The sequence below is a fragment of the Pseudoalteromonas sp. SG44-8 genome, from assembly GCF_014164125.1.
Taxonomy (GTDB): Bacteria; Pseudomonadota; Gammaproteobacteria; order Enterobacterales; family Alteromonadaceae; genus Pseudoalteromonas; species Pseudoalteromonas rhizosphaerae.
This window is the reverse complement of sequence record NZ_JACJEQ010000010.1, coordinates 18,056-43,336: the sequence shown is the minus strand read 5'-3', so window position 1 is coordinate 43,336 and position 25,281 is coordinate 18,056. Positions and strand designations below refer to the sequence as shown.

The window sequence follows — 25,281 nt, the reverse complement described above, 5'->3', positions numbered from 1 at the left end:
TAAGCATGCCATAAGGGCACGCATAAAACGACTGTGAATTAAGCTTTGTTTAAACCGTTAAATAAGAGTAAGTTGTGGATAACTATGTAGATAACACCCACAAGCTATACCTCCAAAGTAATTTAAAACTACTTAGAAACAAGTTAAGTGTATGTTTTGTTTTAAAAAGATAATACGAGGTTCTTTTTTTATTATTTTTATCACAATGTGGAAAAACATTTTATTGCTTTGCTTGATTGTGGCTTTTTACAACTAAAAAACGGTTAATTCATTCCTTATAAATAACCGGACGAGCATTCTACCACAATGGATCAAAGATCATAGCGATCCTTTATAATTTTTTCCTATTAGCCAACTTTAAAAAAAGCATATAGCGCGTTTTTGCTCTGCCTCGAGTGGATTGATCGAATAAAAATAATCTTTAACTCATCATTATTGATGATCACAAAATGATCTTAATAAGGCCATAACAGTCAGCAAAAGTCATGCTAAACTGACTTTATGAATAATAAATAAGGGCATAGTATATGAAAAAAATAGCTGTAATTTTAGCAGGTTGTGGAGTTTATGACGGTGCAGAAATCAACGAAGCCGTATTAACGTTATTACATATTGCCAAAGCCGGAGCAAGCTACCAGTGTTTTGCCCCTGATATTGAGCAATTGCACACGATCAATCACCTGAATGGGGAACAAATGACCCCTAACCGGAACGTATTAGTCGAAGCGGCACGCATTGCCCGTGGCGATATCAAAGCGTTAACACTGTTAGATGCTAATGACTTTGATGCTTTGATTGTGCCTGGTGGATTTGGCGCAGCTAAAAACCTGTGTGATTTTGCGATCAATGGTGCGCAAGCACAATTAAACCCTGAAATGCTCCGTGCTGCTAAAGCATTTGCGAATGCCAAAAAACCAGCAGGCTATATGTGCATTGCTCCAGCAATGATCCCATTGATCTACAGTGCTGGCGTAAAAACCACTATTGGTAATGATGTTGATACTGCTAACGCACTACAAAGTTTAGGCGCTCAACACATTGATTGTGCCGTAGATGATATCGTAATTGATGAGCAACATAAACTCGTAAGCACTCCAGCTTATATGTTAGCGCAGTCAATTTTAGATGCTGATGCAGGTATTGAAAAACTAGTCGCTGCGCTTTTGAAAATGAGCTAATTAGGTGCTACAAAAACCGCAAATCAGTTATTCTAAAGTAGGTGTTTTGTTGCGCTGACGCAAAAAATAGTGTTTTTTCATAAGAAAAATACATCGTAGCGTTTTATAAATTGCGGCTTAGCGTTATAATCGTTCTAAATTCCGTCATCTATCGTGATTGATCACGTTCAAATCGAAGTGAGCAAGGCAAAATGAAAAAACTATCAGCAGCATTATTATTGCTAGCAACCACCGCATACGCACAGCCATATGATAACTCTATGACTGAAGATGCGATCAAAAAACGTATCGCGCCTATAGGTGCCGTTTACTTTGAAGGCGATAAAGCAGCAGTTGCTGAAGTGCCAACAGGTCCTCGTACCGGTGAACAAGTTTACCAAGCGGCGTGCTTTGCATGTCATGGTACTGGCGCACTTGGTGCACCAAAATCAGCAGATGACTGGGCTCCACGCTTAGCTAAAGGCGCAGACACTCTATTAAACCATGCAATTAATGGCTTTAACGCAATGCCACCACGCGGTACATGCATGGACTGCTCAGATGATGAAATAAGCGCAGCTATTGATTTCATGAGCAAAAAATAATACTTAATTCTGTACTTTTTTTTATAAAGGGCTGATTTTTTCAGCCTTTTTTATTATACAAATAAATATTAACCTACCTTTATCACTATTTATTATTATCATTTTCTAATACTATTGTCCGCTTGACGATTCAGCAAAAAAGTGAAAATATAAGACCAATAAATATACAATAATAAAAATCGGTTTAATGTCACTGGAAGATATAACAGCTTTACTACATAAGCTGGAGCATAAAAATAATCGTTTAAAAGCTCTAGTCCAAAAGTATAAGCAATCCCACCACTTACAAAATGCCCTGATCCAATTATCAGAGCAAGCTAGTTCTGTTGCCGAATTAACGCTACTTTACCCTGCGATTCATGATATTTTGCAAGATTATATGCCAAGTAAAAGTTTTTACGTGGTGCTGTTAAATCAATTTAGTAACACCCTTGAACTATCTTACTTTGCTGATGAAAAAGATGGTATATCTGTGCCACTTAATCAAGATAATAATTTTATCCAAGGTGTCACTGGGTATGTGTTTAAGCAAGGTAAAACCACCTACTTCCAAGGTGATGAAATGCAGGCTGCTGCCAACAAGGGGTTATTTAAGTTACTTGGCACACCAGCAGAACATTGGGTAGGCGTCCCGGTATACCGAGAGCAAAGTATTATTGGAGTGCTAGTCGCACAAAGTTACGATAAACAACAAAGCTACTCTGAACAACAAATCGAGCTATTAGAAGTAATGTCGCTCTATTTATCAACAGCTATCGAACGAGTAAAAAAACGCGAACTATTAGAGTCTGAAGTAAAAATAAGAACTCGTGCATTAACACAGAGCAATGAAGCGCTTAACCTCGAAGTAGAACAACATAAAAAAACCCTCGAACGCCAGCATATTTTGTTTAAAATTTCAGAGTTAGCGACGCAAACAAAGCATATCAATGAAGTATATCAACAAGTACATGAAATAATAAAATCAATAACTTACGCTGAAAACTTATACATTGCATTATATGATCGCGAAACAGGTTGGTTAAACTTTCCGTACTGTGTGGATGAATATAGAGATAACACCCAACCGCGTCCTTTCGCCAAAGGTTATAGCGAATTAGTATTACGTACCGAACAAACTCAGCTTATTGATTGTACTAGAGCACAAAAACTACTCAAGTCAGGCGAAGTCGAGCGACTTGGACAAGTCTCTGACTCAAACTCAGCAACCAGCTGGTTAGGTGCACCATTAAAAACTGCGCAAGGTGTAATTGGCTTAATAACTTGCCAAGCCTACAACCATAAGCATATTTTCAATCAAGACGACTTTGAATTAATTACCTTTGTATCACATCAGATAGCGACTGTATTACAAGCACATTTGGCTGCTCAAGCCTTAAAACAAAGTCATCAACAATTAGAGTTTCGGGTTGCTGAAAAAACCAAAGAGATCCGCCAAACCAATATGCATTTACAAATGCAAATTGAAGAGCGTAAAAAAATAGAGCAACAGCTGTATCATGATGCCCACCACGATCCACTTACTGGCTTGCCTAATCGCAGTTTATTTTTAACCCAATTAGAAAAAACTCTACAGCATTATCAACGTTACCCTGAACAACAGTTTGCTGTGCTGTTTATTGATTTAGACAAGTTTAAGGATATTAACGATCAACTTGGTCACCAAGCTGGTGATCAGTTTTTAATTAGCGTCAGTGAGTCTTTCTCACAATGTATTAGGGAGCACGATTTACTTGCGCGTTTAGGCGGCGATGAGTTTGTTATTTTATTAACTCATTTAACTGATCGTCAACAAGCCGAAGATGTTGCTAAGCGATTAATTGAACTAATGAAAAAACCATTTTGCATGAAAGGTATATGTGTACAAAGTGGTGCCAGTGTCGGTATTACCTATTCGAAAACAAACTACAAGCATACGGATGAAATTATTCGTGATGCTGATGCTGCCATGTATTATGCAAAAAATGCCGGTCGCAGCCGGTTCGAGTTTTACCATCCACTGCTTAGTGCCGGCACCAGCCCGTATGAGTTAGAAACCAGTCATCACTTAGACTCTTTACCAATGCATTTTCGCTGCTCTGAAATTATTACACTTGATGAACAGCATCAGTCAGAGTCGCTACTTGAAGCATTTGGTGAACACCCAGTACTTGGTAGCACTAGTTTTGAAATATTAAAGAAGTTTGCCGCTGATAAAGCACAACAGCTGGAAGTGGAATTACAGTTATTAACTAAAGCGTGTCAACAAATCCAAACGGCACAACTGCAGATGGTGTTATTCCCTTGCTCGGGCTTATTACTGGAAAAAATTGAATTCCAGGCGTTATGCCAAACAATGCAAAACCACAACATAACGAAACAAATTTGTTTATTGTTTAATGAACAAGAGATCCGTTACGCCTCAGCGGTACAAATTAGTAATTTAAAAGTATTGAGTAAACAAGGCTATTCGATTGGCTTAAATGATTTTGCTAAAGATCGCTGCGAACTTAATTTACTATGCGATATTAATTTCGATTATTTATTACTTAGCTCTACCTTTAGTAAACGAGTGTTACAACAACAAAGCTTTGATTTACAACTACAAGGTGTACTAGCAATAACTAAGATAAAACAAATAAAGGTAATCGCGAAAGGCCCTTCAATATTAAATTATAGAGCCTTACTAGACACCCATGGTTTATCACTATTTATTGGTAGGCAGCATGCAATTAGTTCTACAGCAACACTCCCAGCTAACTCTTCGAACGAGCAAATTTTAAATTAACGATATGCGTCGCGGATAACCAGTTTATTATCCGCAGCTCAGATGAACTACTCAGGCTTTTTCAGCATAGCACGTAAATTAGCAACTCTGGCTTGGCCCTTTTCCATTCGTTCGGCTTGCGTATTTGGCGCTTTTTTATTTTCAAATGCTAAATCATCTTGCGGTAGCTCTTGTATAAAGCGGCTCAACTCTGTTTGTGATGTTTCGCCAAATTGACGACGAATTTTCGCATAGGTCATGGTCAGCTCTTGCTGAGCACGAGTGATCCCCACATAAGCTAAGCGACGTTCCTCATCAACGTTTTCTTCATCAATACTTACTTGATGCGGTAATAACCCCTCTTCCATGCCTACCATAAATACGTAAGGATACTCTAAGCCCTTAGAGGCATGCAGCGTTAGTAATTGCACTGCATCGGCTTCATCTTCTTCTTCGTTACGTTCTAACATGTCACGCAACGTTAACTTACTCACCACTTCAGCAAGCGTCAACGGCGGATTATCCGCATCACCTGTGAGCATATCGGTGATCCAACGGTACAACTCAGAAACATTCTTCATGCGCATTTCTGCAGCTTTCGCACTCGGTGATGACTCGTATAAATAAGCTTCGTAATTTATTTGTCTGACTAAATCTTTTACCGCTTCAAGGGTATCACCACGTACCGCATTATCTGACAGCTCAACCACCCAACGTGCAAATCCCGCTAACGAGTTTAAACCGCGACCTTTTAAGCGATAACCTAAGTCATTATCAAAACAGGTGGCAAATAAACTGGCATGTTTTTCATTGGCTAGGGTACCCAACTTTTCCAGCGTAACTGTGCCTATTTCACGGCGCGGAGTATTCACAATACGTAGAAACGCATTGTCGTCATCTTGATTCACCAATAAGCGCAAGTACGCCATTATATCTTTGATCTCAGAGCGTGAAAAAAACGACATTCCGCCACTGATCTTGTAAGGTATTCGGTTACTCATTAACGACTTTTCAAAGCCACGCGCTTGGTGATTACCACGGTATAAAATAGCATAATCTTTATAACTGGTGCGTTTCATAAATTTATGCGAGATGATCTCAGCGACGACCCGCTCTGATTCATGCTCTTCATCACGACAGCCAATCACTTTGATCGGCTCGCCATTTTCTAACTCACTAAACAGTTTTTTATCAAATTCATGAGGGTTATTGGCAATCAAGATATTAGCAGCTTTTAAAATACGCTTCACACTGCGATAGTTTTGCTCAAGCTTAATGAGCCGTAAACCTGGAAAGTCTTTGCTTAATAACACTAAGTTTTGTGGTCGAGCACCGCGCCATGAATAGATTGATTGGTCGTCATCACCTACCACGGTAAAACGCGCACGCTCACCCACAAGCAACTTAACTAATTGATATTGACTGGTATTGGTATCTTGATATTCATCCACCAGCAGGTAACGGAAACGTTGTTGCCAACGCTCACGCGAGGTTGCATTATTGATCAGTAATAAGGTGGGGATCATGATCAAGTCATCAAAATCCAAAGCATTATAGGCGCGTAACTGGGTTTGATAACGCGCATACAATTGCGCAAATAGCGCTTTTTGTGGCTCTCGCGCTTCGCGAATCGCTTGCTCTGGTAAAATAAGCTCGTTCTTCCAGCTGCCTATTTGCATTTTTAATAGATTGAGTAAATCTTTGTCTTTTTTTAGCTCTTCTTCAGTTAAGTCAGCAATTAATTGCCCAGTATCTTGATCATCAAATAATGAAAAGCCAGGTTTAAAACCCAGCGTTGTTAGTTCTTTTTTAATGATTTCAAGGCCTAAGGTATGAAAGGTAGATACCCACAAGCCTTTTGACTCTTTTTTACCTAACGTTTGAAAAACTCGCTCGCGCATCTCTTTCGCCGCTTTATTAGTAAAGGTCACCGCGGCAATATTACGTGCTTGATACTCACATTTTTGTACTAAGTAAGCGATTTTATTAGTAATTACACGAGTTTTTCCTGATCCCGCCCCCGCCAGCACTAGGCATGGACCACTAATATATTTTACCGCTTCATCTTGTTTAGGATTGAGTTTCATATCGACCAAAGAGATTGCATTAAAGACGGGCAATTTTAACGTAATCACTACAATACGCCTAGCCAATAAGGTAACATTAGCCATTATCATTTACGCGACAGTAAGGGACAGACATGATCAACCCAGCAAAACTTGAAGAAATTGCCAAACAGATTTCCAGTAACATGCCGCAAGGCGTTAAAAACCTTGCCGATACGTTTGAAGCGAAAACCAAACAAGCTATTCAAAATAAGCTTGCTGAGATGGACTTTGTCAGCCGTGAAGAATTTGATGTACAAAGCCAAGTACTAATTCGCACCCGCGAGAAGCTCGTTGCATTAGAAGCGAAAGTTGCACTACTTGAGCAACAACTCAGTAGTAATAAGCAAAGCGAGCAACCCGAATAATACCGTTTTATTTATTACTTCAGGCAGCTTCGGCTGCCTGATTTGTTTTACGCCTTGCATACACGCGAACACCTATATACGATACGTATACGTTTTATATATAGGCACTGTTATGGGTATCGTAAAAATCAGCGATCAACTGCACGAAGAGATCCGCAAAGCCAGTACCACTATGGTACGATCTATAAACTCTCAATCTGAATACTGGATAAAGATAGGCATGCTAGCTGAGCTTAATCCAACCATGACCTACTCCGAAATAATCAAACAGCAACTTGCACAAGCCGATGTAACAGCTGGAGAATCTTTGCATGAGTGAAATAATTATTAAAACTCCCGCACAAATAGAGCTAATGCGTGAGTCTGGTCGCCTACTGGCAAAGGTGTTTGCCTATTTAGATCAACAGGTCAAAATCGGCATCACCACAATGGAGATCAATGATTTAGTAGAGCGCTATATTGTTGATGAACTTGCTGCACGTCCTGCCAGCAAAGGCCAATACGATTATCCTTATGTGTTAAACAGCTCAGTAAATGAAGTAGTCTGCCATGGTTTTCCAGACTCTAAACGCGCATTAAAATCAGGCGATATCGTCAATTTAGATATTACCCTTGAGAAAAATGGCTTTATTGCCGATTCAAGTAAAATGTATATGCTTGGTGAGGTGTCACCGTTGACCAAGCGCTTAGTCGAAAAAACTTATCAAGCAATGTGGCAAGGCATCAAGCTCGTAAAACCGGGAGTGAGGTTAGGCGATATTGGCAACGCTATCGCTAATTTTGCCCATACTAATGGCTATAGCGTTGTACGTGAATACTGCGGACATGGTATTGGTGAGCAAATGCACGAAGAGCCGCAAGTTTTACATTATGGTAAACGCAATACCGGCGTTGAACTTAAAGAAGGCATGACCTTTACCATTGAGCCGATGATCAACCAAGGGGCGGCAAAAGTAAAAACTAAACCGGATGGCTGGACTGTGGTTACTCGTGATAAAAAGCTTTCTGCGCAGTGGGAGCACACTATTGTCGTCACCGCTGACGGCTATGAAGTACTGACTTTACGCGAAGAAGAAATTGCCATTGCGACGATATAAGTCAGGTTAACACCATGGCCATTTTATTAGTAAATGATCCATTGCCCCATTTGAGCTTTCAAAAATTCGCACCCGATCAACGCTTAACTGATTGGGTGCAGTGTTATTGGAAAATAGGTTCAACAACCACACAAACAACACAGTTCTTTACAGAAAAGCTCTACCCTGATGCAGGCGCAAGCCTAACAATTGATTTTAGCAATGCGACACCCGTTATTACCTTCGCATTTAATCGTCAAACGCAGGCAACAACTTTCAGCAATCAGGATTATTTAGTCAGTATTCGTTTTGCGCCTACTGGTGCTTATCACTTATTAGGTATAACGCTACACGAGTTAGCTGAAGAAAATTATCTACTCGGTGAAGATTTTACCCCAAGCTGGTATCACAGTTTAATAGCATGTGTTGAACAAATGCAAAGCAGTCCACTAACCAGCCAACTGTATTTACTCGAGCAGTGGTTACTCAGCCAAGCAATCAACAATCAACTCGTAAAAAGCAATACCATTAAAGTGATCAAGCAGCTTATTCAACTCAATAATTCCACTAGCTGTATAGGCAAACAACTTGGCCTGACACGACGTACTCTTGAGCGTCGCTTAAAAAAAGAAGCCGGGGTTAGTCCAACTCAATTACAGCAATTTTACCGACTAAAAGCCGCACGCACGCTACTTGCTGACAGCCAAACACCGATAACAGATATAGCCTTACAATGTGGCTATTATGATCATGCTCACTTTTGTCATGCCTTTCATAATTCTACTTTTGAAACACCACTGCAATATCGCAAGCGAAAAACACCGAAAGTATAGAGGGTGTTTTCACCATATAAAAAAGCCAAATGAAAAAAGCACATCGACTTAGCCTTTAAAACTAAGATTACAATTATTGAAGGTAGCCGCCGCCCAGATAGGGCGCAGTGCTTAGGTTACGTACTTATTCTACTACGTAACGTTCAAATACTTTAAGCCCTGAACTTTTATAGTTAACATCAACTTCATCGGCACAAGTTACTACTGACTCTAAGTCGTGTAAGTGACCATTTGCAAGACCATAAACCCATCCATGAATAGTCAACTCCTGACCACGTTGCCATGCTTCTTGGACTATATTAGTACGGCATACATTGCGTACTTGCTCTATCACGTTCAATTCAATCAGGCTATTGAGGCGGTCTTTCTCAGCGAGTGCATTAATCTTTGAGGTGTATTTCTCTTTTACATCACCGACGTGACGAAGCCAGTTATCAATTAAACCAAATTTAGCATCGTTAAGTACAGCCTGAACCCCACCACAACCATAGTGGCCAACAACCATAATATGCTTTACTTTCAACACTTCGACAGCGTACTGCATCACTGACAAACAATTATGATCGGTATGCACCACTACATTCGCTACATTACGATGAACAAATAGTTCACCTGGCATTAGATCTACAATTTCATTAGCAGGTACACGAGAGTCAGAACAACCAATCCACAGATACTCGGGGTTTTGTTGCATGGATAGGATTTTAAAAAATTCCGGATCATCTTTACACGTTCGTTCAGCCCAGCGTTTATTATTTTCAAATAAGTTTTTTAACTTTCTCATTTCATCTCTTTTCTGTCTTTGGCGGTAGCTTGGATCAGGATATTACGTGGCGTTAATTGTTTTTCGCAAAACGTCTGCACACTGACTTGGTAACCTTGTTGTTGCAAATATAAAGCACGATCGAGCACAAGCCAAACCTCAATTGCTCTTCTAAACACATGACGGACCAGTTCGATGCGTTCAGTGACTTTTTTGCGCATTTTGCCTTTTATTAAAAAGCATTCATAATCAATGCCTTGCGGTATATCTAGTGCCTTTTTATCTGCTGCCCATGCACAAAAAGCTTTAAATGAATCTGAAAAAATAGCTTTATTAACTGAGGGGACACTCACGTAGTTTTGTTCGCCAGTGAGGCTTTTGCGCAAAGCATCAAAACCCAATCGCCATTGCACTTCAGTTTTACGAACTTTATCTACCCGAGAAGGCGCTGTCACCGTTTCTTGTAGTGCTAATTTTAAATCACGATGCGTTAACTGCAGTTGGCTACGCTTACCGGCATCGCTCATAGCTTGATAATCATTCGGGGTAAATAAGTGATAGCAACACGGGGATAAACTGATTTTTTGCGTTTGCGCGCTAGCCGCGTTACTCATAAACGTCTGATGTAATGCCCCGCAGGCATGCAGCGCCACTGCATGTTGTGCTTGTTGAAAATACCCAGTTACATCATCTTTGAGCACATCGGCTTGACTAAAGTGCATGGCTAACCCTTGTAGCTGAGCACTTTGCTGGCCTTGCTCACATAAATGTTGTTGCAATTCGATGCTGTGCACACTCGGCGCACGGTTAAATGCCAGCATACGTCCTAAATGGCCTTTACCCGCACACCATTCTAATACAGGTAATTGTGATTCTTGGCCAAGCGCACAAACAAAATCTTGCAGCTGCGCAAACTTGCGCCCTTTAATACCATTGCTGATCCAAAACGGATATTCGCTACGCGTAGTGGAGGCTTGAGGTAAGTAACACAATGTAGCTAAGTTATTGACTACGGGAATATACGGGCTAAAAAATTGATACAAGGCATCTTGATTGCTATCGAGATCGGCAACTTGTTGATCGCTCAACAGCGTTAATGGTTGTTCTAATTCAGGCCATGGCAGCTGATCAAAATCGAATGCAGTGCATTGCCAATAATGGCGAGTACTATGTAATAAGTTATCTAGGGCTGTAAACTGCTCAGCAAGGATCATGTGATTTTAGCGATGGTCATTTCATTTATGCATTATACGCTTTTTCTGAACATCAAGCGTAAATAAAGTGGTATAGATAACAAACTAATTATAATTGCCGCAATAAGCATCCACGACATTTTAATTTTTTCAGGTTCAACATACTGGTAAATAAAGCCATCTTGCGCCTGATTAAATTCGTCTTGCTCAATCCCGTATAGGTCAGCAATCAACCGCCATTTCGCTATCGACATAGATCCTAAATTAGTGCCCGGTGGTAAAATATAATCACTCAATACTTCAGCTTCATAGGCAAGCTGAGAAAAGCTTTTATTGGGTGCGTATTGGTGTTGAGTTAATGCAATTGCTTCATCCATATGCATCATTGCATAGCGCCAGCCCTTTAAGCTGGCCTGATAAAATGCTTCAACTGTTTGCGGATGTTGTTCGAGCATATTCTCTGTGGTGTAAAGAATATCGCTATACACATTAATTCCATACTTCTGCGGGCAAATAAGTCTATAGTCAATGCCTTGCTCACGCATAATATACGGCTCATTAGTCACGTACACTTGCATCGCATCAATACTCCCAGCTAACCAATCCGCACTGCTGTTACCACTTTCATAAGAAGGTAAATTATTCGTTTGGATACCACTGCGTTCGAGCATTACCAATAATTCGGCATTTTCTTTGCGGCTGATACTGCTAAGACGCTTATTGACAAAATCCCGAGGATGAAAAATATCGGAGCTTTTTTTTACCATCCAACAATAAGGAGAAAATTGTAAAATAGCAGCCATTGCCACCAAGGGTTTACCAGCGATCCGTTGCTGTAAAATACCTGAGTGCCCGACCCCGAAGTGAGCTTGGCCCGCCAACACTTTAGTGAAGGTATCTGGGTTATCAGGATCTGCCGGTAAAATAGTGACGTTTAGCCCTGCCGCTTTGTAAAAGCCTTGTTGCTGAGCCATATAGTAACCAGAAAATTGAAATTGATGCGTCCACTTTAGTTGTAAAGTCACATCCGCTGCCGCAAAACTTTGCCCGCTGAGTATAAGCAAAGTGGCATAAAGCTTAAGTTTCAGTCCTTTAAATGACAAATCGTGATCTAATAAGTTAGCTAATATTGCTATAACTATAGATAAGATATTCGATTAACCCAAGACTTTAAGTTTGCAAAGAGACAAAAAAACACCTCAATTGAGGTGCTTGCTTATACTAAAACCACTTCAAGATACATAATTCGTATCTTGAAGTGGTTTGGGTATATATCTTTAATTATTAACCGCTTTCACCCTATCGATGGGACGTTGAGTAGTTAAAAATTGGGTAAAACACGGATTCAGTGTTTCATCTTGCACACTGTAACCTAAGCGATTTAAATGCTCGTTGAATACCTCATACTGACTAGGCTCAATCGCAAACCCTGCTAATACATTGCCCATCGAACCACCATGATTCCGATAATGAAACAAAGTAATATTCCAATTGCTGCCTAAAGTATCTAAAAAGCGCGCCAGTGCGCCTGGATATTCAGGAAATTCAAAGCGTAATAACCGCTCATGCATCTGCTCAGGTGCTTTACCACCAACCATATAACGAACATGTAATTTAGCCAGTTCGTTATCTGATAAATCACAAAATTGATAGCCATTGGTGGTTAAATCAGCTGTGAGCTCATCTAACTCTTGCTGACCTTGGCGCAGTGCAACACCAACAAATATTTGCGCTTCACCAGGGCCTGCGTAACGGTAGTTAAATTCAGTAATAGCGCGACCACCTAATGAGGCGCAAAACTGTTTAAAGCTGCCTTTTTCTTCATTGATGGTTACTGCTAACAACGCTTCGTTTTTCTCTCCCAGCGCAGTACGCTCAGCCACATAACGTAAGCGGTCAAAGTTTAAGTTTGCGCCAGATAACACAGCTGCTAAATGCAGCCCTTTTTGGCCTGTTTGCTGACACCATTTTTTCAGCCCAGCCGTTGCCAGCGCACCTGATGGCTCAGCAATCGCACGGGTTGAAACAAAAATATCTTGCATCGCCGCACATATTTCATCACCGGTTACAGTGACTACTTCATCACAAAACTTTTGCGCTAAGCGAAAGGTTTCGGTACCAATAATTTTTACCGCAACACCATCGGCAAAACTGCCAACCCGTTCAAGCTCGACGGGTTTGCCTGCTGCAAGTGCAGCTTGTAAACAGGCACTTTCATCAGCTTCTACACCGATTACTTTGATATCTGGGCGCAATGACTTTATATACACGGCCATACCAGCAAGTAAGCCACCACCACCAACTGGAATAAATACCGCATCAAGTTGATTAAGCTGCTGCATTAATTCACGTGCAACCGTGCCTTGCCCTACTATCACATCAGGATCATCAAATGGAGGAACAAATATGCCGTCGCGCTGCTCAGTAAGTTCCAGTGCATAAGCTTTGGCAGCATCAAAATGATGACCATGCAAAACCACTTCGCCACCAAGCGCACGTACCGCATTGACTTTGATTTCAGGGGTCGTCACTGGCATTACAATCGTTGCTTGATGCCCTAAGTGTGATGCACTGAGCGCCACCCCTTGAGCATGATTACCAGCTGAGGCGGTGATCACCACTGAACCGGCTGGCAGTTTAGCCAGTTTGTTGTATGCACCACGCAGTTTAAACGAATAAACTGGCTGCTGATCTTCGCGCTTTAGCCATACTTGATTACCAAGACGAGCACTGAGTTCAGCCATTTCGCTAACCTCAGTAACTTTTGCCAGTGGTTCCATATTAGCCTGGATAATAGCGCGAAAATAATCGAGCTCTTGAGAAACCATAATTAACTAAGCTCCTCCAGTTTGGCTAAATCACGCACCGCGCCTTTATCAGCACTGGTTGCAAGTAGCGCATACGCTTTTAGCGCAGATGATACATAACGTTCACGATCGAGTGGTTTGTACGCTTGTTTACCACGAGCAAGTTGCTTTTGCTTACGCGCTTCAAGTTCTTCATCTGTTAACGCTAACGTGATTTCGCGGGTAGCGATATCGATAATAATTTTATCGCCGTTTTCAACGTAAGCAATGGCACCGCCACTGGCCGCTTCTGGTGAAACGTGGCCAATTGATAAACCTGACGTACCGCCCGAGAAGCGACCATCGGTTATAAGTGCGCACTGCTCAGCCAAACCTTTTGATTTTAAGTAACTGGTTGGGTAAAGCATTTCCTGCATGCCAGGTCCGCCTTTCGGTCCTTCGTAGCGAATAACGACTACGTCACCGGCTTTTACTTCGTCATTTAAAATGCCTTCAACTGAATCGTCTTGTGATTCATACACCACGGCGGTGCCTTCAAAGTGTAGCATTTCATCAACCACACCCGCGCTTTTCACAATACAACCATCAACAGCTAAATTACCCGATAGTACGGCTAAGCCGCCATCTTGGCGAAACGCATGTTCAACGCTACGGATACAACCATGTTCACGGTCATTATCGCCTTCATCCCAACGACATTCTTGGCTCATTGCTTTGGTGGTACGAATGCCCGCAGGTCCCGCTCGGTAAAACTTTTGCGCTGCTTCGTTGTTTGGATCAGTGGCATCCCATTTTTTAACTAGCTCTGCCATAGTCATGCCAGCAACATGATTTACCGACAGATCCACTAAGCCAGCTTTGCCAAGCTCGCGAATTATTGCCATCATGCCACCAGCACGATGCACATCTTCAATATGGTATTGCGCGGTTGCAGGCGCTACTTTACATAAGAAAGGTGTTTTACGAGATAACGCATCAATGTGCGACATATCAAAATCAACACCGGCTTCTTGCGCAGCTGCAAGTAAATGCAATACGGTATTTGACGAGCCACCCATAGCAATATCAACCACCATGGCATTCATAAACGCGGTTTTATTAGCAATGGCGCGCGGTAGTACATCTTTATTATCTTTTTGGTAATACTCACGGCATAAATCAACAATTCGTGCACCGGCTTCAACATACAGTTGTTTACGATCTTTATGAGTCGCAAGTGTAGTGCCGTTACCTGGTAGTGCGAGGCCAATTGCTTCGAGTAAACAGTTCATTGAGTTGGCGGTAAACATGCCCGAACACGAGCCACACGTAGGACATGCTGAGCGCTCTACTTGCTCTGAGTCAGCATCACTTACTGATTCATCAGCACCTTTTACCATGGCATCAACTAAATCTAGTTTGATATCAATATTGGCAAGCTTAGTTTTACCTGCTTCCATTGGGCCACCAGACACAAAGATTACTGGAATATCTAAACGAAGTGCCGCCAGCATCATTCCTGGGGTGATTTTGTCGCAGTTAGAAATACATATCATTGCATCGGCGCAGTGACCATTTACCATGTATTCAACTGAGTCAGCAATTAAGTCGCGCGATGGTAATGAATACAACATACCGCCGTGGCCCATGGCAATACCATCATCAATGGCGATAGTATTAAATTCTTTTGGCACACCACCCGCTTGAGTAATGGTTTCTGCCATAAGCTCACTGAGTTGGTTAAGGTGCACATGACCCGGTACAAATTGCGTGAATGAGTTTACAACCGCAATAATCGGTTTGCCAAAATCGCTATCTGTCATTCCTGTTGCACGCCATAATGCACGAGCACCTGCGCGCTTTCGACCTTCAGTTGTTGTTGCACTTCTTAATTTAGCCATAGTTACCTCAGTGTTTGCAGTTACTTTTAATATGTAACTGACATCCTCATTCTTAAATTTTTATTGCTAGAGGGAAAGACCCAATAGCCCTGTTGATTTAGTTTTCACAGCAAACTACATTGCTTGCTGTTGTAAATTTTCTAGTGTTACTTGCTTAACGTCCACCAGCTTATTGAGCTGCGTGGTTAATAAGTGAATTGGCTTATCACTGTCGACCGTCATAGCCACATAATACTGACCATCATCCATATTCAATTGAAAATGGGTTAAATCAAAACCACGATGACGAACTACACGCAAAAAGCGCTCAACGGCGATACTTTGATTTTTTAAAGCGACTGTTAAACTGTGTTTCATTTTCCACTCTCCGTCATCATTTCGTCATTCGCGGCACCTGGCGGTACTAGCGGCCAAACATTTTCTTTATCGTCGATACAGGCATGTACTATATAAGGACCTTTACTATTTACTAATGCTGTAATTGCATCATCAACTTGGTTAGCGTGGGTGATCGTTTGCCCAGCAATACCAAATACGGCAGCCAATTGCACAAAATCAGGGTTGTCTGATAAATCAGTTTCAGAATAACGCCCTTCAAAAAATAACTCTTGCCATTGACGAACCATACCTAAACGTTGGTTATCCAAAATTAATATTTTTACCGGTAAATTGTTACGACGAATAGTGGCTAACTCTTGAATGTTCATCATGATTGAACCATCACCAGAAACAGTGATCACAAAATCATTTGGTCGAGCTACTTGCGCACCAATGGCCGCAGGTAAACCAAAGCCCATAGTGCCTGCACCACCACTACTTAAGTGGTTGCTTGGATGACTAAACTTCATATGTTGTGCCACCCACATTTGGTGCTGGCCTACATCACAACACACAACGCCTGTACTTGGCATCCGCTGGCTTAGTTGGCTTAATAAATACGGGGCATATACTTTTTCGCCCGGATAGTCATAGCGCCATGCATGTTCAATCATCATCTCTTTGGCATGATCACGCCATGCTTGTTCAGTTACAAAGCACTCTAATTGCGGCAATGAGGTTTTTAAATCAGCAACTAACGATGCTTTAGCTGGTTTACGCTTACCAATTTCAGCAGCATCTATATCTAAATGGATCACTTTTGCTTTAGCCGCAAACTTGCCTAAATTACCTGTTACACGATCATCAAAGCGCGCACCGATACATACGAGGACATCACACTCTTGTACCGCTAAATTTGCAGCTTGGCCGCCATGCATGCCCAACATACCTAAGTTATATTCGTAATCAGGTAATACACTGCCCAATGCTTTTAGCGTTGAAACCGCAGGCATTTGGGTTTTTTCTAAAAATTGCATTAGCTGTACTTGCGCATCAGCCGCCTGTACACCGCCGCCAACATAGGCAACAGGCCGCTTGGCTTCGCTTAATAGTTGGTTAGCAATAGCCACTTGCTTTAAATCTAACACCGGTAAGTAATCATCAGCCGCAAGCCAAGGATGAAAAGGCACTTGCGCCATTTGAATATCTTTTGGTATATCTACTAACACAGGGCCTGGACGACCTGATTGCGCTAAATGCATGGCTTCTTGCAGTATTTCGGCTAAATCTTCAGGACGTTCAACCATATAACTGTGCTTAGTGCAGGATAATGACATACCTAATACATCAATCTCTTGAAACGCATCAGAGCCTATGGCAGCAGTTGGTACTTGGCCTGTGATCGCAAGTAATGGCACTGAATCCATCATCGCATCAGCAAGCGCGGTGATTAAGTTAGTAGCCCCAGGGCCTGAGGTCGCAAAACACACCCCAAGTTTACCCGTGCTACGAGCAAAACCAACCGCCGCAAAACCTGCACCTTGCTCATGACGAGTGAGATAATGCTTAATTGGCGCACCATACAGCGCATCGTAAATTGGCATGATTGCCCCACCAGGGTAACCAAATACTTCTTTTACGCCGTGTTTGGCTAATAAATCAATTGTTAACTCTGCGCCTGTCATTAAATAATCCTCATTCCTCAGTGACATATCTATACTTAACTATTGCTAAACCCTGAAACTAAAAAGCCCCCCGACTGGTTAAGTGCGGGGGGCTTTTATAATGCTTTACGTATTTTTAAAGCACTAAGTAGCCCCCGCGGTAATAATAATCACCACGACGTTAATTAGGACTAGGTTTAGTGCGTTTGTAAGCATGTAATAAATACCAAAATTTGTTAGTTTACGAAGGAATATTAACTCCCCCGCTGTCTTTTTATATTAGTACCGCGATGGGAGAGCTAAGTCAACCTTAAAATCAATCTAAAAAACCGCTCGCCACCTGACTTTAAAGGCATAAAAATTCAATATGAAAGCCTATATAGATTAATTTACCTCATATATGGAACTATTGATATTTCATACCTCGTTATAACCAATTACTGGTTTGATTAATTTTTGACGAAATCACAATAAATCATTCCTTTTAAATCATCTAATTCAGGAAATGACTAGCTATCCTTAAGTGTTTCTTAAGTCTTGGACTCTACTATGCAGGTATTAAATTATTATTATTGAGTTCTCAATTTATGTTGGTAGGCCAATTTTTCAGTTCAGGTTTTAAAAAGCGCTTCTACATTACCTGTAGCGCCAATACTTTTATTATTGCATTGGCATGTTATTACTGCTTAATAATCAATATTCCTTTTATGCATGGTGCATTCAACGCAATCACCACACTGCCCTCTTTTTCATGGTTATTTTTACTCTCAGTACCGTTACTGTTACTTTGCTTACTAATTATTTTCTTTTCATTATTATCTAGCCGCTGGCTACTCAAACCAATTAATTACATATTATTGTTAAGCTCATGTGCCGCTCTTTACGGCACTTTAAATTATGGAGTAGTATTTGACTATTCGATGATTCAAAACACCTTTGAAACTGACGGTCATGAAGCGGCAAGCTATCTGAACTTGCAATTTATCATGTTCTTTTGTTTATTTGCCTTAGTGCCGCTATTGGTTTTAATTAAAACCAATATTCGTTTTAGTCCGCTAACCAAAGAGCTGGTAAGTCGCAGTAAACTCGTACTTAGCTGCTTTGCTCTAATCGCCGTAATTGTGTTGAGCTTTTATGCTGACTACGCCGCCACCGGACGTAATAATCAATTATTAAAAAAAGAGTTAATTCCATTTCAATACTTAAGCAGTGGCTATAAATATATTCGCGATCAATGGCTGGTCTCTGACGAACCATTTCAAATTTTAGACCCAACGCCAGTATTAAGTGCATCACAACACACGCAAGTAACCGTTATCGTAGTCGGTGAAACAGCACGTGCTGAAAATTTTGCTTACCAAGGTTATACACGCGACACCAACCGCTTCACTCGACCTTTCAAAGTAACGTACCTGAACAATGTAGTGTCCTGTGGAACCGCAACAGCAGTATCTGTTCCTTGTATGTTCTCACGACAAAGCCAAGCTGAGTTCTCACGTAACGAAGCTGATAACCAGCAAAACATTCTCGACATAGCCCAAAGCGCTGGCGCTGATGTGTTGTGGATTGATAATAACAGTGGCTGTAAAAATGTCTGTAATCGCGTTACTAACATTACCATCAAGGTAGATAACTCTGCACTTTGTGAACAACAGCATTGCTATGACGAAGCGTTACTAGCACCACTTAAACGTAAACTAGCTAATCTAAGCCAAGCCAATACGGTCATTGTATTGCATATGATGGGCTCTCATGGACCCACTTACTTTCAACGCTACCCAGATCAATTTAAGCAATTTACACCAACCTGCGACCGCAGTGATATACAAAACTGTAGCACTGAGCAGTTAGTTAATACTTATGACAACACCATAGCGTATAGCGACTACGTAAACTCATTAATGTTAACCGAACTGAATAACTTACCTGACAATATTGATAAAACCTTTGTATATATTTCAGATCACGGTGAGTCGCTCGGCGAAAACGGCGCCTACTTACATGGCTTTCCCTATAGTTTTGCTCCTAGTGGCCAAACACATGTCCCAATGTATATATGGGCTGCCAAAGGTAATCAACGCATTACAGAAAGTTGCTTGAAGAGTGTTGATCAACAACAAGCAGCTTCTCACGACAATATTTTTCATACATTAATAAGTCTAATAGGCATCAAAAGTAAAACTTATGAACTACCTTTAGATTTAGTAAGTAACTGTAAAACAATCAATAACAAAGTGAAGAACAATAATGAATAATTCGAAAACGGTACTCAAACGTCAAGGACTACTACGCCTTTTATTTACCTTACGCCATACTTTTAATGGCTTAAAATGGATGACGCGATTTGAAGCTGCATTTCAGCAAGAACTCGCGCTATTTTTATTACTTGGAGTGTTTGCATGGCTGGCGAATATTCCCACCAGCGATAAACTTATTTTAATTGCCAGCTTGCTGTTTGTACTGTTCGCTGAATTAGTCAATACTGCGATTGAAGTAGTAGTTGATCGTATTGGTACAGAACATCATGAACTCTCTGGGCTGGCTAAAGATATTGCCTCTGCCAGTGTATTTATAGCGATGCTAATAAGCACACTTATTTGGTGGGCTATTTTATGGGCATAACTGATAGATTTAGTGTTGCGCAACTAAAAAATAAACTCGGTCCATACTGGGTATTGCTAACATTTTTTAGCTTATCGCTAACTATGTTAACCCTGGCTCGTTTTAGCTTAAGTGTATGGCAAGGTGAGCGAGTATTTAGCTCTCATGCTTGGCTAAATATTTTTATTGGCGGCTTGCGCGTTGATACGGCTACCTTAAGCTATATTTTAATGCCGGCATTGTTGTTGATTATTATCAGCACATTAATCTCTAAACAGCACCTTATCCGTGGCATTATTAAATACTATTTACTGCTAATGGCTGCTCTGTTGATCTTCTTTGAAGTAATCACTCCGACCTTTATTAATGAATATGACTTACGTCCAAACCGCTTATTTATTGAATACTTAATATACCCAAAAGAAGTCTCTCGAATGATTTTTGCAGGGTATAAAATAGAAGTATTCGCCACTTTACTATTCTTGATCGTCGGAGTTAAACTGGCTACAAAAGTTTTTACCAGCCAATGGCGTAGCCACTGTCAGTTGCCAATCATAAAACACTCCTTATTGGTGATTAGCCTACTGTGCTTAACCGTTCTAGGTGCACGTAACTCACTAGGTCATCGACCGTTAAACCCTGCAATGGTGGCATTTTCAACCGATCATTTACTTAATGATCTTAGCCTTAACTCATTGTATAGCGTAGCCTTTGCAATTAAACAACTCGGTAACGAAAAATCAAGCCAAGACTTTTATGGTGCAATACCAGAAGAGGAATTATTAGCCTTAGTGCGCGCGAGTATGCAAAATGAACAAGCTGTTTTTAACGATGCCAGCGCTCCAACCAAAACCTTTCATCAAGCGGCGTATCAAGGGAAACCCAAAAATCTAGTCATCATTTTACAAGAAAGTTTAGGTGCTCGCTATGTAGGTACTTTAGGCGGTTTACCTTTAACTCCTAATATAGATAAGCTCTATCAGCAAGGTTGGGGGTTTGATAATTTATACGCCACAGGCACACGCTCAGTACGTGGTATAGAAGCTGTTATCACTGGCTTTACCCCGACGCCTTCTCGCGCAGTAGTAAAGCTTGATAAATCGCAACGTGATTTTTTTACCATTGCTGACTTTTTAAGTAAACAAAATTACCACACCCAATTTATTTACGGTGGTGAAAGTCACTTTGATAATATGCAAAGCTTCTTTTTGGGTAATGGCTTTCAACACATTGTAGATAGTAATGACTTTGCCAATATTGATTTTAATGGCTCATGGGGCGCCTCTGATGAAGATCTCTTTAACCAAGCGGATATTGAACTGACTAAGTTACAACAACAAGGTAAACCTTTTTTTAGCTTGGTATTTTCCAGCTCTAATCACAGCCCTTATGAGTTTCCAGATAATAAAATCACCTTATACGATAAGCAAAAACAAACTCGCAATAATGCGGCAAAATATGCCGATTATGCATTAGGCACCTTTATCGAAAAAGCAAAGCAATCAAGTTACTGGGACGATACCGTCTTTATAGTAATTGCCGATCATGATTCGCGCGTATCGGGCGCAAGTTTAGTGCCGATTGAGCACTTTCGTATTCCTGCGGTTATTTTTGGCAAGGGTATCAATGCCAAGCGTGACCATCAGCTTGCCAGCCAACTTGATATTCCGACAACATTATTATCCTTAATTGGAGCCAGTGGTGAACATCCGATGATAGGTCGCGATCTTGCGCAGCCAATCGCTGATAACAAACAACGCGCAATGATGCAATACGATAAAAACTTTGCCTACATAACCGGTAATAGTGGTCAAGGTAATAAGGTCGTAATTTTACAACCACAAAAACCAGCAACCACTTATATATACACACAAGATAAATTAGTGCCCACCAGCAACGACCCACAATTGGTGAAAAAAGCACTGGCACATGCCAATTTAGGTAACTTAGCCTATCAAAATGGTTGGTATCATTAACGCACTGATGCCTTGCTAAAGCAGCAAGGCAAACCGTGTTATTTAATTAAGTTAAGATCATGAAAATACTCGTAATCGAAGATTCTGAACCGCTTAGGCGCAGCCTAGACGTAGGCCTTAATAATCTCGGTTTTACCGTGGACGGTACCGGTGATGGTTCACAAGGTTTAAGTATGGCACTGTGTGGCGACTATGATTTAATCATTCTCGACTTAATGCTACCAAGTGTTGATGGCATGAGTATTCTCAAAGCACTGCGTAGCAGCTCGAGTCAAGCTCGGGTATTAATTCTATCCGCTCGCTCTGAAGCACAAGACAAAATAAACGGCTTAATGAAAGGTGCTGATGATTATCTAACGAAACCGTTTTCGTTTGAAGAATTACATGCCAGAGTACTGGCGTTGTCTCGGCGAGGCCAATTACAAAACCAGCAAAACACACTCTGTGTAGGTGAATGCGTGTTAGATTTGAGCTTAAAAACACTGCATTATCAGCAGCACCCCATAAACCTTACTCGCAACGAATATAAAATCATTGAGTGCTTATTTAGTGCCAAAGAACGGGTGTTAGGCCTTGAGATGATCAGCGAAGCCGTGGTCGGCCAATTTGATATGCTGTCAAAAAATGCCCTAGAAGCACATATTTCAGCGATCCGCAAAAAAGTACGACTACTAGGCGGCGAACTACCAATTAAGAATAAACGTGGATTTGGTTATGTTGCTTCTCAAAACTGAGTTGCCAAAAACTAAACGTCACTCTATCAAGCGTAAACTCGTCAATAATATTAGTGCCGTACTGTCGATTATTCTGGTTACTATTTTTTTAACTGTCGATTTGAGCGTTGATTCTTGGGTTGAAAACCAATTTCATCAATCGTTAACTAATAAATCTAATTATTTAAAAACCTTAGTGAAAGATCATAATGGCAAACTAGAGTTTGATTTTGCTGGCGAATTTATGTCTGAATATGAGCAGGCTAATGCCAGCGAATTTTATCAGCTATGGCACGAAAAACAGACGTTTGAAAAATCAGATTCATTGCAACTATATCAAAATATTGATTTACCCAATTTCGCTATCCCCATTAACGAATTTAAAATTATTGATTACACTTTGCCTAACGGTGAAGAGGGTCGCGCCATGATCAGCCACTTCATTGCCCAACAAGAAGACGAAGCAGCACGCGGCAGCGGTCATTTTAAGACCATGGTTTTAACTATCGCAGCCCCTATTTCATCATTAAATAAAGTATTGCTGATCATTGATGTGGTTTTTATTCTGACCTGCATTATCGCAGTTTTTGGAGTACGTTATTTAGTCACTCGAATCGTTAATCGTGGCCTCTTTCCACTGAACAACTTAAATGAACAAATAAAATTACTCGATATCACTGGCGCCTCACAAACTATCAAAAGTGACTTTCAGGTAGAGGAAATTGAACCTATTCGTAATGAGCTAAATAAATTTATTACCACCAATCAACAGCTCTATCAAAATGAAAAACGCCTAACCAGCGACATCGCCCATGAATTGAAAACGCCAATTTCTGAGCTGATCAGCTTGTCAGAAGTGGCACTGCGCTACCCTGATGATGAGCGTATTAGCGCCACATATACCAGCGATATATTGGCTATATCTCAGCGTATGAAAACCATCGTCAATAACTTGCTGCTATTACAGCGCGCTGGTAGTAGCGCTGTAGAGCTCAATTTAGAAAGCGTTAATTTAAGTGACTTTATTACGCAATTAAGCAATGAACTGCAGTTTAAACATGCCGATATTAAGCAGCGCTTACTGCTAAATGTTGCAACTGAGCTGATGATCACCGCTGATCGATTTTGCCTGCATACCATTTTATCTAACTTGCTCGATAACGCATTGTTTTATGGGCTTAGCACCCAACCTATCAACTTACAGGTCGAACAAACTGAATATCACACCAAAATCACGCTATGTAACGCTTTAGCTAAGCCTTTAAGTGAACAACAACTAGAGGCTATTTTTGCCCCCCTTTACCAGCTTGATAGCTCACGAACGAATAACCAACGCCACGGCTTGGGACTAGCGATAGTGAACAGTTTATGTAATCTCAATAACTTTACCATCAGCGCAAAAAACAAGCCAAACTCTCGCTTAGCATTAATTTTAACGTTACCCAATTAAGCGTATTGGTTTAATATGGATATATACCCAACCAATAAGGACAATTATGAACCTCACTCAGCGTATTAGCAGTTACTTTATTTTATCCCTTTTACTGTGTATTAGTTTTGCTAGCCACAGTGAACCTGGGTTGTGGCAATTAGAAAAAAATGGTGTTAAATCATATTTGTTTGGCACTGTGCATGTCGGTGATGCCACCATGAAAGGACTACCTAAAAAAGTAACCGACGCGCTTGATGCCAGTGATAAAGTAATTGTTGAAGTCAATGTTAGTGCAATTAGCCCGATGGAAATGCAGCGCCGCTCAATGCCTTTTATGATGCTAAAAAATGGCAAAACACTGCAAACTGAGCTTTCGGAACAAAACTATAAGAAGCTTGACCAATACTTCAGCAACAAATCAATTGATATTGCGATGTTTAACAATATGGCGCCATGGGCCGTAATGGTTACTATGTTGCAAATCGAATTTCAAAATATTGGTTTTTCCGATCAATATGGCATTGATAAGCAAGTACTTGCCTATACAAAAACCAACAATATACCAGTTGGCGAATTAGAAACTCTCGAATATCAAATGGAGATGTTTAATAATCTATCGTTGTTAAGTAACGAAATGATTGAAGAAACGTTTGAACAGCTTGCCGACGTTGAAACCTACTTTATTAGCTTAGTTAATGCATGGAAAAATGGTGATATGGCGACCTTAACTAAGTATTACAATGAAAGCTTTGACGACAGCAACTACGGTGAGATCAGCGAACAAGTAATGCTGATTGAACGTAACAATAATTGGGTAAGAGAGCTCACGCCTCGCATCGGTAAAGAAAAACTATTTATCGCCGTAGGCGCCCTGCATTTGCCAGAACAACACGGTTTGTTAAAGCAATTTCAAGATCAGGGATTTAGCGTAACTCGCTTATAAATAGAGAGATACTCAATTTATTTTTGCTACTTGTTAAGTATTAGTAAATATAACTTCCTTAGCAGATAGACAGGTCTTTCTGCTAAGGTTGTGTAGCTGAT

General features: G+C 40.7%; 21 protein-coding genes. 13 read left to right on the top strand and 8 right to left on the bottom strand.

Features of this window, described 5'->3' with window-relative positions; genetic code table 11:
• Positions 1 to 527: 527 nt before the first annotated feature.
• The 3 genes from elbB (at position 528) to H5163_RS10200 (ending at position 4,529) form a co-directional block, all read left to right on the top strand.
• Entirely contained in the window at positions 528 to 1,178 is a 651-nt protein-coding gene (gene elbB, locus H5163_RS10210; protein ID WP_182735055.1) for an isoprenoid biosynthesis glyoxalase ElbB, read from the top strand.
• Positions 1,179 to 1,369: 191 nt separating this feature from the next.
• Entirely contained in the window at positions 1,370 to 1,762 is a 393-nt protein-coding gene (locus H5163_RS10205) for a cytochrome c5 family protein (protein ID WP_145238413.1), read from the top strand.
• 193 nt (positions 1,763 to 1,955) lie between these two features.
• The gene (locus tag H5163_RS10200; protein WP_404936310.1) at positions 1,956 to 4,529 is read left to right on the top strand and encodes a diguanylate cyclase domain-containing protein; all 2,574 of its coding nucleotides are present in this window, start codon (positions 1,956 to 1,958) and stop codon (positions 4,527 to 4,529) included.
• A 47-nt stretch (positions 4,530 to 4,576) separates the two neighbouring features.
• On the opposite strand, the gene rep is transcribed toward H5163_RS10200, so the two are convergent.
• On the bottom strand, positions 4,577 to 6,595 hold the full coding sequence (gene rep, locus H5163_RS10195; protein WP_145238754.1) for a DNA helicase Rep: 2,019 nt from the start codon (positions 6,593 to 6,595) through the stop codon (positions 4,577 to 4,579).
• Positions 6,596 to 6,708: 113 nt separating this feature from the next.
• Here rep and H5163_RS10190 point away from each other — a divergent pair, with 113 nt between their 5' ends.
• The 4 genes from H5163_RS10190 (at position 6,709) to H5163_RS10175 (ending at position 8,890) form a co-directional block, all read left to right on the top strand.
• Positions 6,709 to 6,981, top strand: a complete 273-nt coding sequence (locus tag H5163_RS10190; RefSeq protein WP_145238407.1) for a ubiquinone biosynthesis accessory factor UbiK — start codon at positions 6,709 to 6,711, stop codon at positions 6,979 to 6,981.
• A gap of 112 nt (positions 6,982 to 7,093) precedes the next feature.
• Positions 7,094 to 7,300 carry a ParD-like family protein gene (locus H5163_RS10185; protein WP_145238403.1) on the top strand — a complete coding sequence of 69 codons (207 nt, stop codon included), beginning with the start codon at positions 7,094 to 7,096 and terminating at the stop codon, positions 7,298 to 7,300.
• Positions 7,293 to 8,078, top strand: a complete 786-nt coding sequence (gene map / locus H5163_RS10180) for a type I methionyl aminopeptidase (protein WP_145238400.1) — start codon at positions 7,293 to 7,295, stop codon at positions 8,076 to 8,078. The genes H5163_RS10185 and map overlap by 8 nt, the downstream gene beginning before the upstream one ends.
• Positions 8,079 to 8,092: 14 nt before the next feature.
• Positions 8,093 to 8,890 carry an AraC family transcriptional regulator gene (locus H5163_RS10175; protein ID WP_182735053.1) on the top strand — a complete coding sequence of 266 codons (798 nt, stop codon included), beginning with the start codon at positions 8,093 to 8,095 and terminating at the stop codon, positions 8,888 to 8,890.
• 124 nt (positions 8,891 to 9,014) lie between these two features.
• On the opposite strand, the gene can is transcribed toward H5163_RS10175, so the two are convergent.
• From can to ilvG, 7 genes are all read right to left on the bottom strand, one after another.
• Entirely contained in the window at positions 9,015 to 9,674 is a 660-nt protein-coding gene (gene can, locus H5163_RS10170) for a carbonate dehydratase (RefSeq protein ID WP_182731681.1), read from the bottom strand.
• Complete coding sequence (locus H5163_RS10165) at positions 9,671 to 10,867, bottom strand: methyltransferase (RefSeq protein ID WP_182735052.1); 1,197 nt, start codon at positions 10,865 to 10,867, stop codon at positions 9,671 to 9,673. The genes can and H5163_RS10165 overlap by 4 nt, the downstream gene beginning before the upstream one ends.
• Positions 10,868 to 10,899: 32 nt before the next feature.
• Positions 10,900 to 11,934 (bottom strand): ABC transporter substrate-binding protein, encoded by a 1,035-nt coding sequence (locus H5163_RS10160; protein ID WP_404936309.1) that lies wholly within the window; start codon positions 11,932 to 11,934, stop codon positions 10,900 to 10,902.
• Positions 11,935 to 12,123: 189 nt separating this feature from the next.
• Positions 12,124 to 13,674: a threonine ammonia-lyase, biosynthetic gene (gene ilvA, locus H5163_RS10155; protein WP_182717671.1), complete on the bottom strand. Its 1,551-nt coding sequence runs from the start codon at positions 13,672 to 13,674 to the stop codon at positions 12,124 to 12,126.
• A 2-nt stretch (positions 13,675 to 13,676) separates the two neighbouring features.
• A complete protein-coding gene (ilvD, locus tag H5163_RS10150; RefSeq protein WP_182731678.1) occupies positions 13,677 to 15,533 on the bottom strand; it encodes a dihydroxy-acid dehydratase in 1,857 nt (618 codons plus the stop codon).
• A 114-nt stretch (positions 15,534 to 15,647) separates the two neighbouring features.
• Entirely contained in the window at positions 15,648 to 15,890 is a 243-nt protein-coding gene (gene ilvM / locus H5163_RS10145) for an acetolactate synthase 2 small subunit (protein ID WP_182731677.1), read from the bottom strand.
• Positions 15,887 to 17,536 carry an acetolactate synthase 2 catalytic subunit gene (gene ilvG, locus H5163_RS10140; protein ID WP_145238374.1) on the bottom strand — a complete coding sequence of 550 codons (1,650 nt, stop codon included), beginning with the start codon at positions 17,534 to 17,536 and terminating at the stop codon, positions 15,887 to 15,889. Before ilvG ends, ilvM begins: the two co-directional genes overlap by 4 nt.
• 566 nt (positions 17,537 to 18,102) lie before the next feature.
• On the opposite strand from ilvG, the gene H5163_RS10135 reads away from it, so the two are divergent.
• The 6 genes from H5163_RS10135 to H5163_RS10110 are packed head-to-tail and all read left to right on the top strand — an operon-like array spanning position 18,103 to position 25,180.
• The gene (locus tag H5163_RS10135; protein WP_182731676.1) at positions 18,103 to 19,770 is read left to right on the top strand and encodes a phosphoethanolamine transferase; all 1,668 of its coding nucleotides are present in this window, start codon (positions 18,103 to 18,105) and stop codon (positions 19,768 to 19,770) included.
• The gene (locus tag H5163_RS10130) at positions 19,763 to 20,137 is read left to right on the top strand and encodes a diacylglycerol kinase (protein WP_145238368.1); all 375 of its coding nucleotides are present in this window, start codon (positions 19,763 to 19,765) and stop codon (positions 20,135 to 20,137) included. Before H5163_RS10135 ends, H5163_RS10130 begins: the two co-directional genes overlap by 8 nt.
• Positions 20,128 to 22,092, top strand: a complete 1,965-nt coding sequence (locus H5163_RS10125; RefSeq protein WP_145238365.1) for an LTA synthase family protein — start codon at positions 20,128 to 20,130, stop codon at positions 22,090 to 22,092. The genes H5163_RS10130 and H5163_RS10125 overlap by 10 nt, the downstream gene beginning before the upstream one ends.
• A gap of 59 nt (positions 22,093 to 22,151) precedes the next feature.
• Positions 22,152 to 22,826 (top strand): response regulator transcription factor, encoded by a 675-nt coding sequence (locus H5163_RS10120; protein ID WP_145238362.1) that lies wholly within the window; start codon positions 22,152 to 22,154, stop codon positions 22,824 to 22,826.
• Positions 22,807 to 24,255 carry a sensor histidine kinase KdpD gene (locus H5163_RS10115; protein ID WP_182735050.1) on the top strand — a complete coding sequence of 483 codons (1,449 nt, stop codon included), beginning with the start codon at positions 22,807 to 22,809 and terminating at the stop codon, positions 24,253 to 24,255. The genes H5163_RS10120 and H5163_RS10115 overlap by 20 nt, the downstream gene beginning before the upstream one ends.
• Positions 24,256 to 24,301: 46 nt before the next feature.
• A complete protein-coding gene (locus H5163_RS10110) occupies positions 24,302 to 25,180 on the top strand; it encodes a TraB/GumN family protein (protein WP_145238356.1) in 879 nt (292 codons plus the stop codon).
• The last annotated feature ends 101 nt before the right edge of the window (positions 25,181 to 25,281 follow it).

Excerpts from the sequence above, each read along its gene's own strand:
- elbB (WP_182735055.1), top strand. The coding sequence starts at position 528 with ATGAAAAAAATAGCTGTAATTTTAGCAGGTTGTGGAGTTTATGACGGT.
- H5163_RS10110 (WP_145238356.1), top strand. The coding sequence starts at position 24,302 with ATGAACCTCACTCAGCGTATTAGCAGTTACTTTATTTTATCCCTTTTA.
- H5163_RS10175 (WP_182735053.1), top strand. The coding sequence starts at position 8,093 with ATGGCCATTTTATTAGTAAATGATCCATTGCCCCATTTGAGCTTTCAA.
- H5163_RS10165 (WP_182735052.1), bottom strand. The coding sequence starts at position 10,867 with ATGATCCTTGCTGAGCAGTTTACAGCCCTAGATAACTTATTACATAGT.
- H5163_RS10135 (WP_182731676.1), top strand. The coding sequence starts at position 18,103 with ATGTTGGTAGGCCAATTTTTCAGTTCAGGTTTTAAAAAGCGCTTCTAC.
- H5163_RS10190 (WP_145238407.1), top strand. The coding sequence starts at position 6,709 with ATGATCAACCCAGCAAAACTTGAAGAAATTGCCAAACAGATTTCCAGT.
- map (WP_145238400.1), top strand. The coding sequence starts at position 7,293 with ATGAGTGAAATAATTATTAAAACTCCCGCACAAATAGAGCTAATGCGT.
- can (WP_182731681.1), bottom strand. The coding sequence starts at position 9,674 with ATGAGAAAGTTAAAAAACTTATTTGAAAATAATAAACGCTGGGCTGAA.
- H5163_RS10115 (WP_182735050.1), top strand. The coding sequence starts at position 22,807 with ATGTTGCTTCTCAAAACTGAGTTGCCAAAAACTAAACGTCACTCTATC.
- H5163_RS10130 (WP_145238368.1), top strand. The coding sequence starts at position 19,763 with ATGAATAATTCGAAAACGGTACTCAAACGTCAAGGACTACTACGCCTT.
- ilvM (WP_182731677.1), bottom strand. The coding sequence starts at position 15,890 with ATGAAACACAGTTTAACAGTCGCTTTAAAAAATCAAAGTATCGCCGTT.
- ilvD (WP_182731678.1), bottom strand. The coding sequence starts at position 15,533 with ATGGCTAAATTAAGAAGTGCAACAACAACTGAAGGTCGAAAGCGCGCA.
- ilvA (WP_182717671.1), bottom strand. The coding sequence starts at position 13,674 with ATGGTTTCTCAAGAGCTCGATTATTTTCGCGCTATTATCCAGGCTAAT.
- H5163_RS10120 (WP_145238362.1), top strand. The coding sequence starts at position 22,152 with ATGAAAATACTCGTAATCGAAGATTCTGAACCGCTTAGGCGCAGCCTA.
- H5163_RS10205 (WP_145238413.1), top strand. The coding sequence starts at position 1,370 with ATGAAAAAACTATCAGCAGCATTATTATTGCTAGCAACCACCGCATAC.
- H5163_RS10125 (WP_145238365.1), top strand. The coding sequence starts at position 20,128 with ATGGGCATAACTGATAGATTTAGTGTTGCGCAACTAAAAAATAAACTC.
- rep (WP_145238754.1), bottom strand. The coding sequence starts at position 6,595 with ATGAAACTCAATCCTAAACAAGATGAAGCGGTAAAATATATTAGTGGT.
- H5163_RS10185 (WP_145238403.1), top strand. The coding sequence starts at position 7,094 with ATGGGTATCGTAAAAATCAGCGATCAACTGCACGAAGAGATCCGCAAA.
- ilvG (WP_145238374.1), bottom strand. The coding sequence starts at position 17,536 with ATGACAGGCGCAGAGTTAACAATTGATTTATTAGCCAAACACGGCGTA.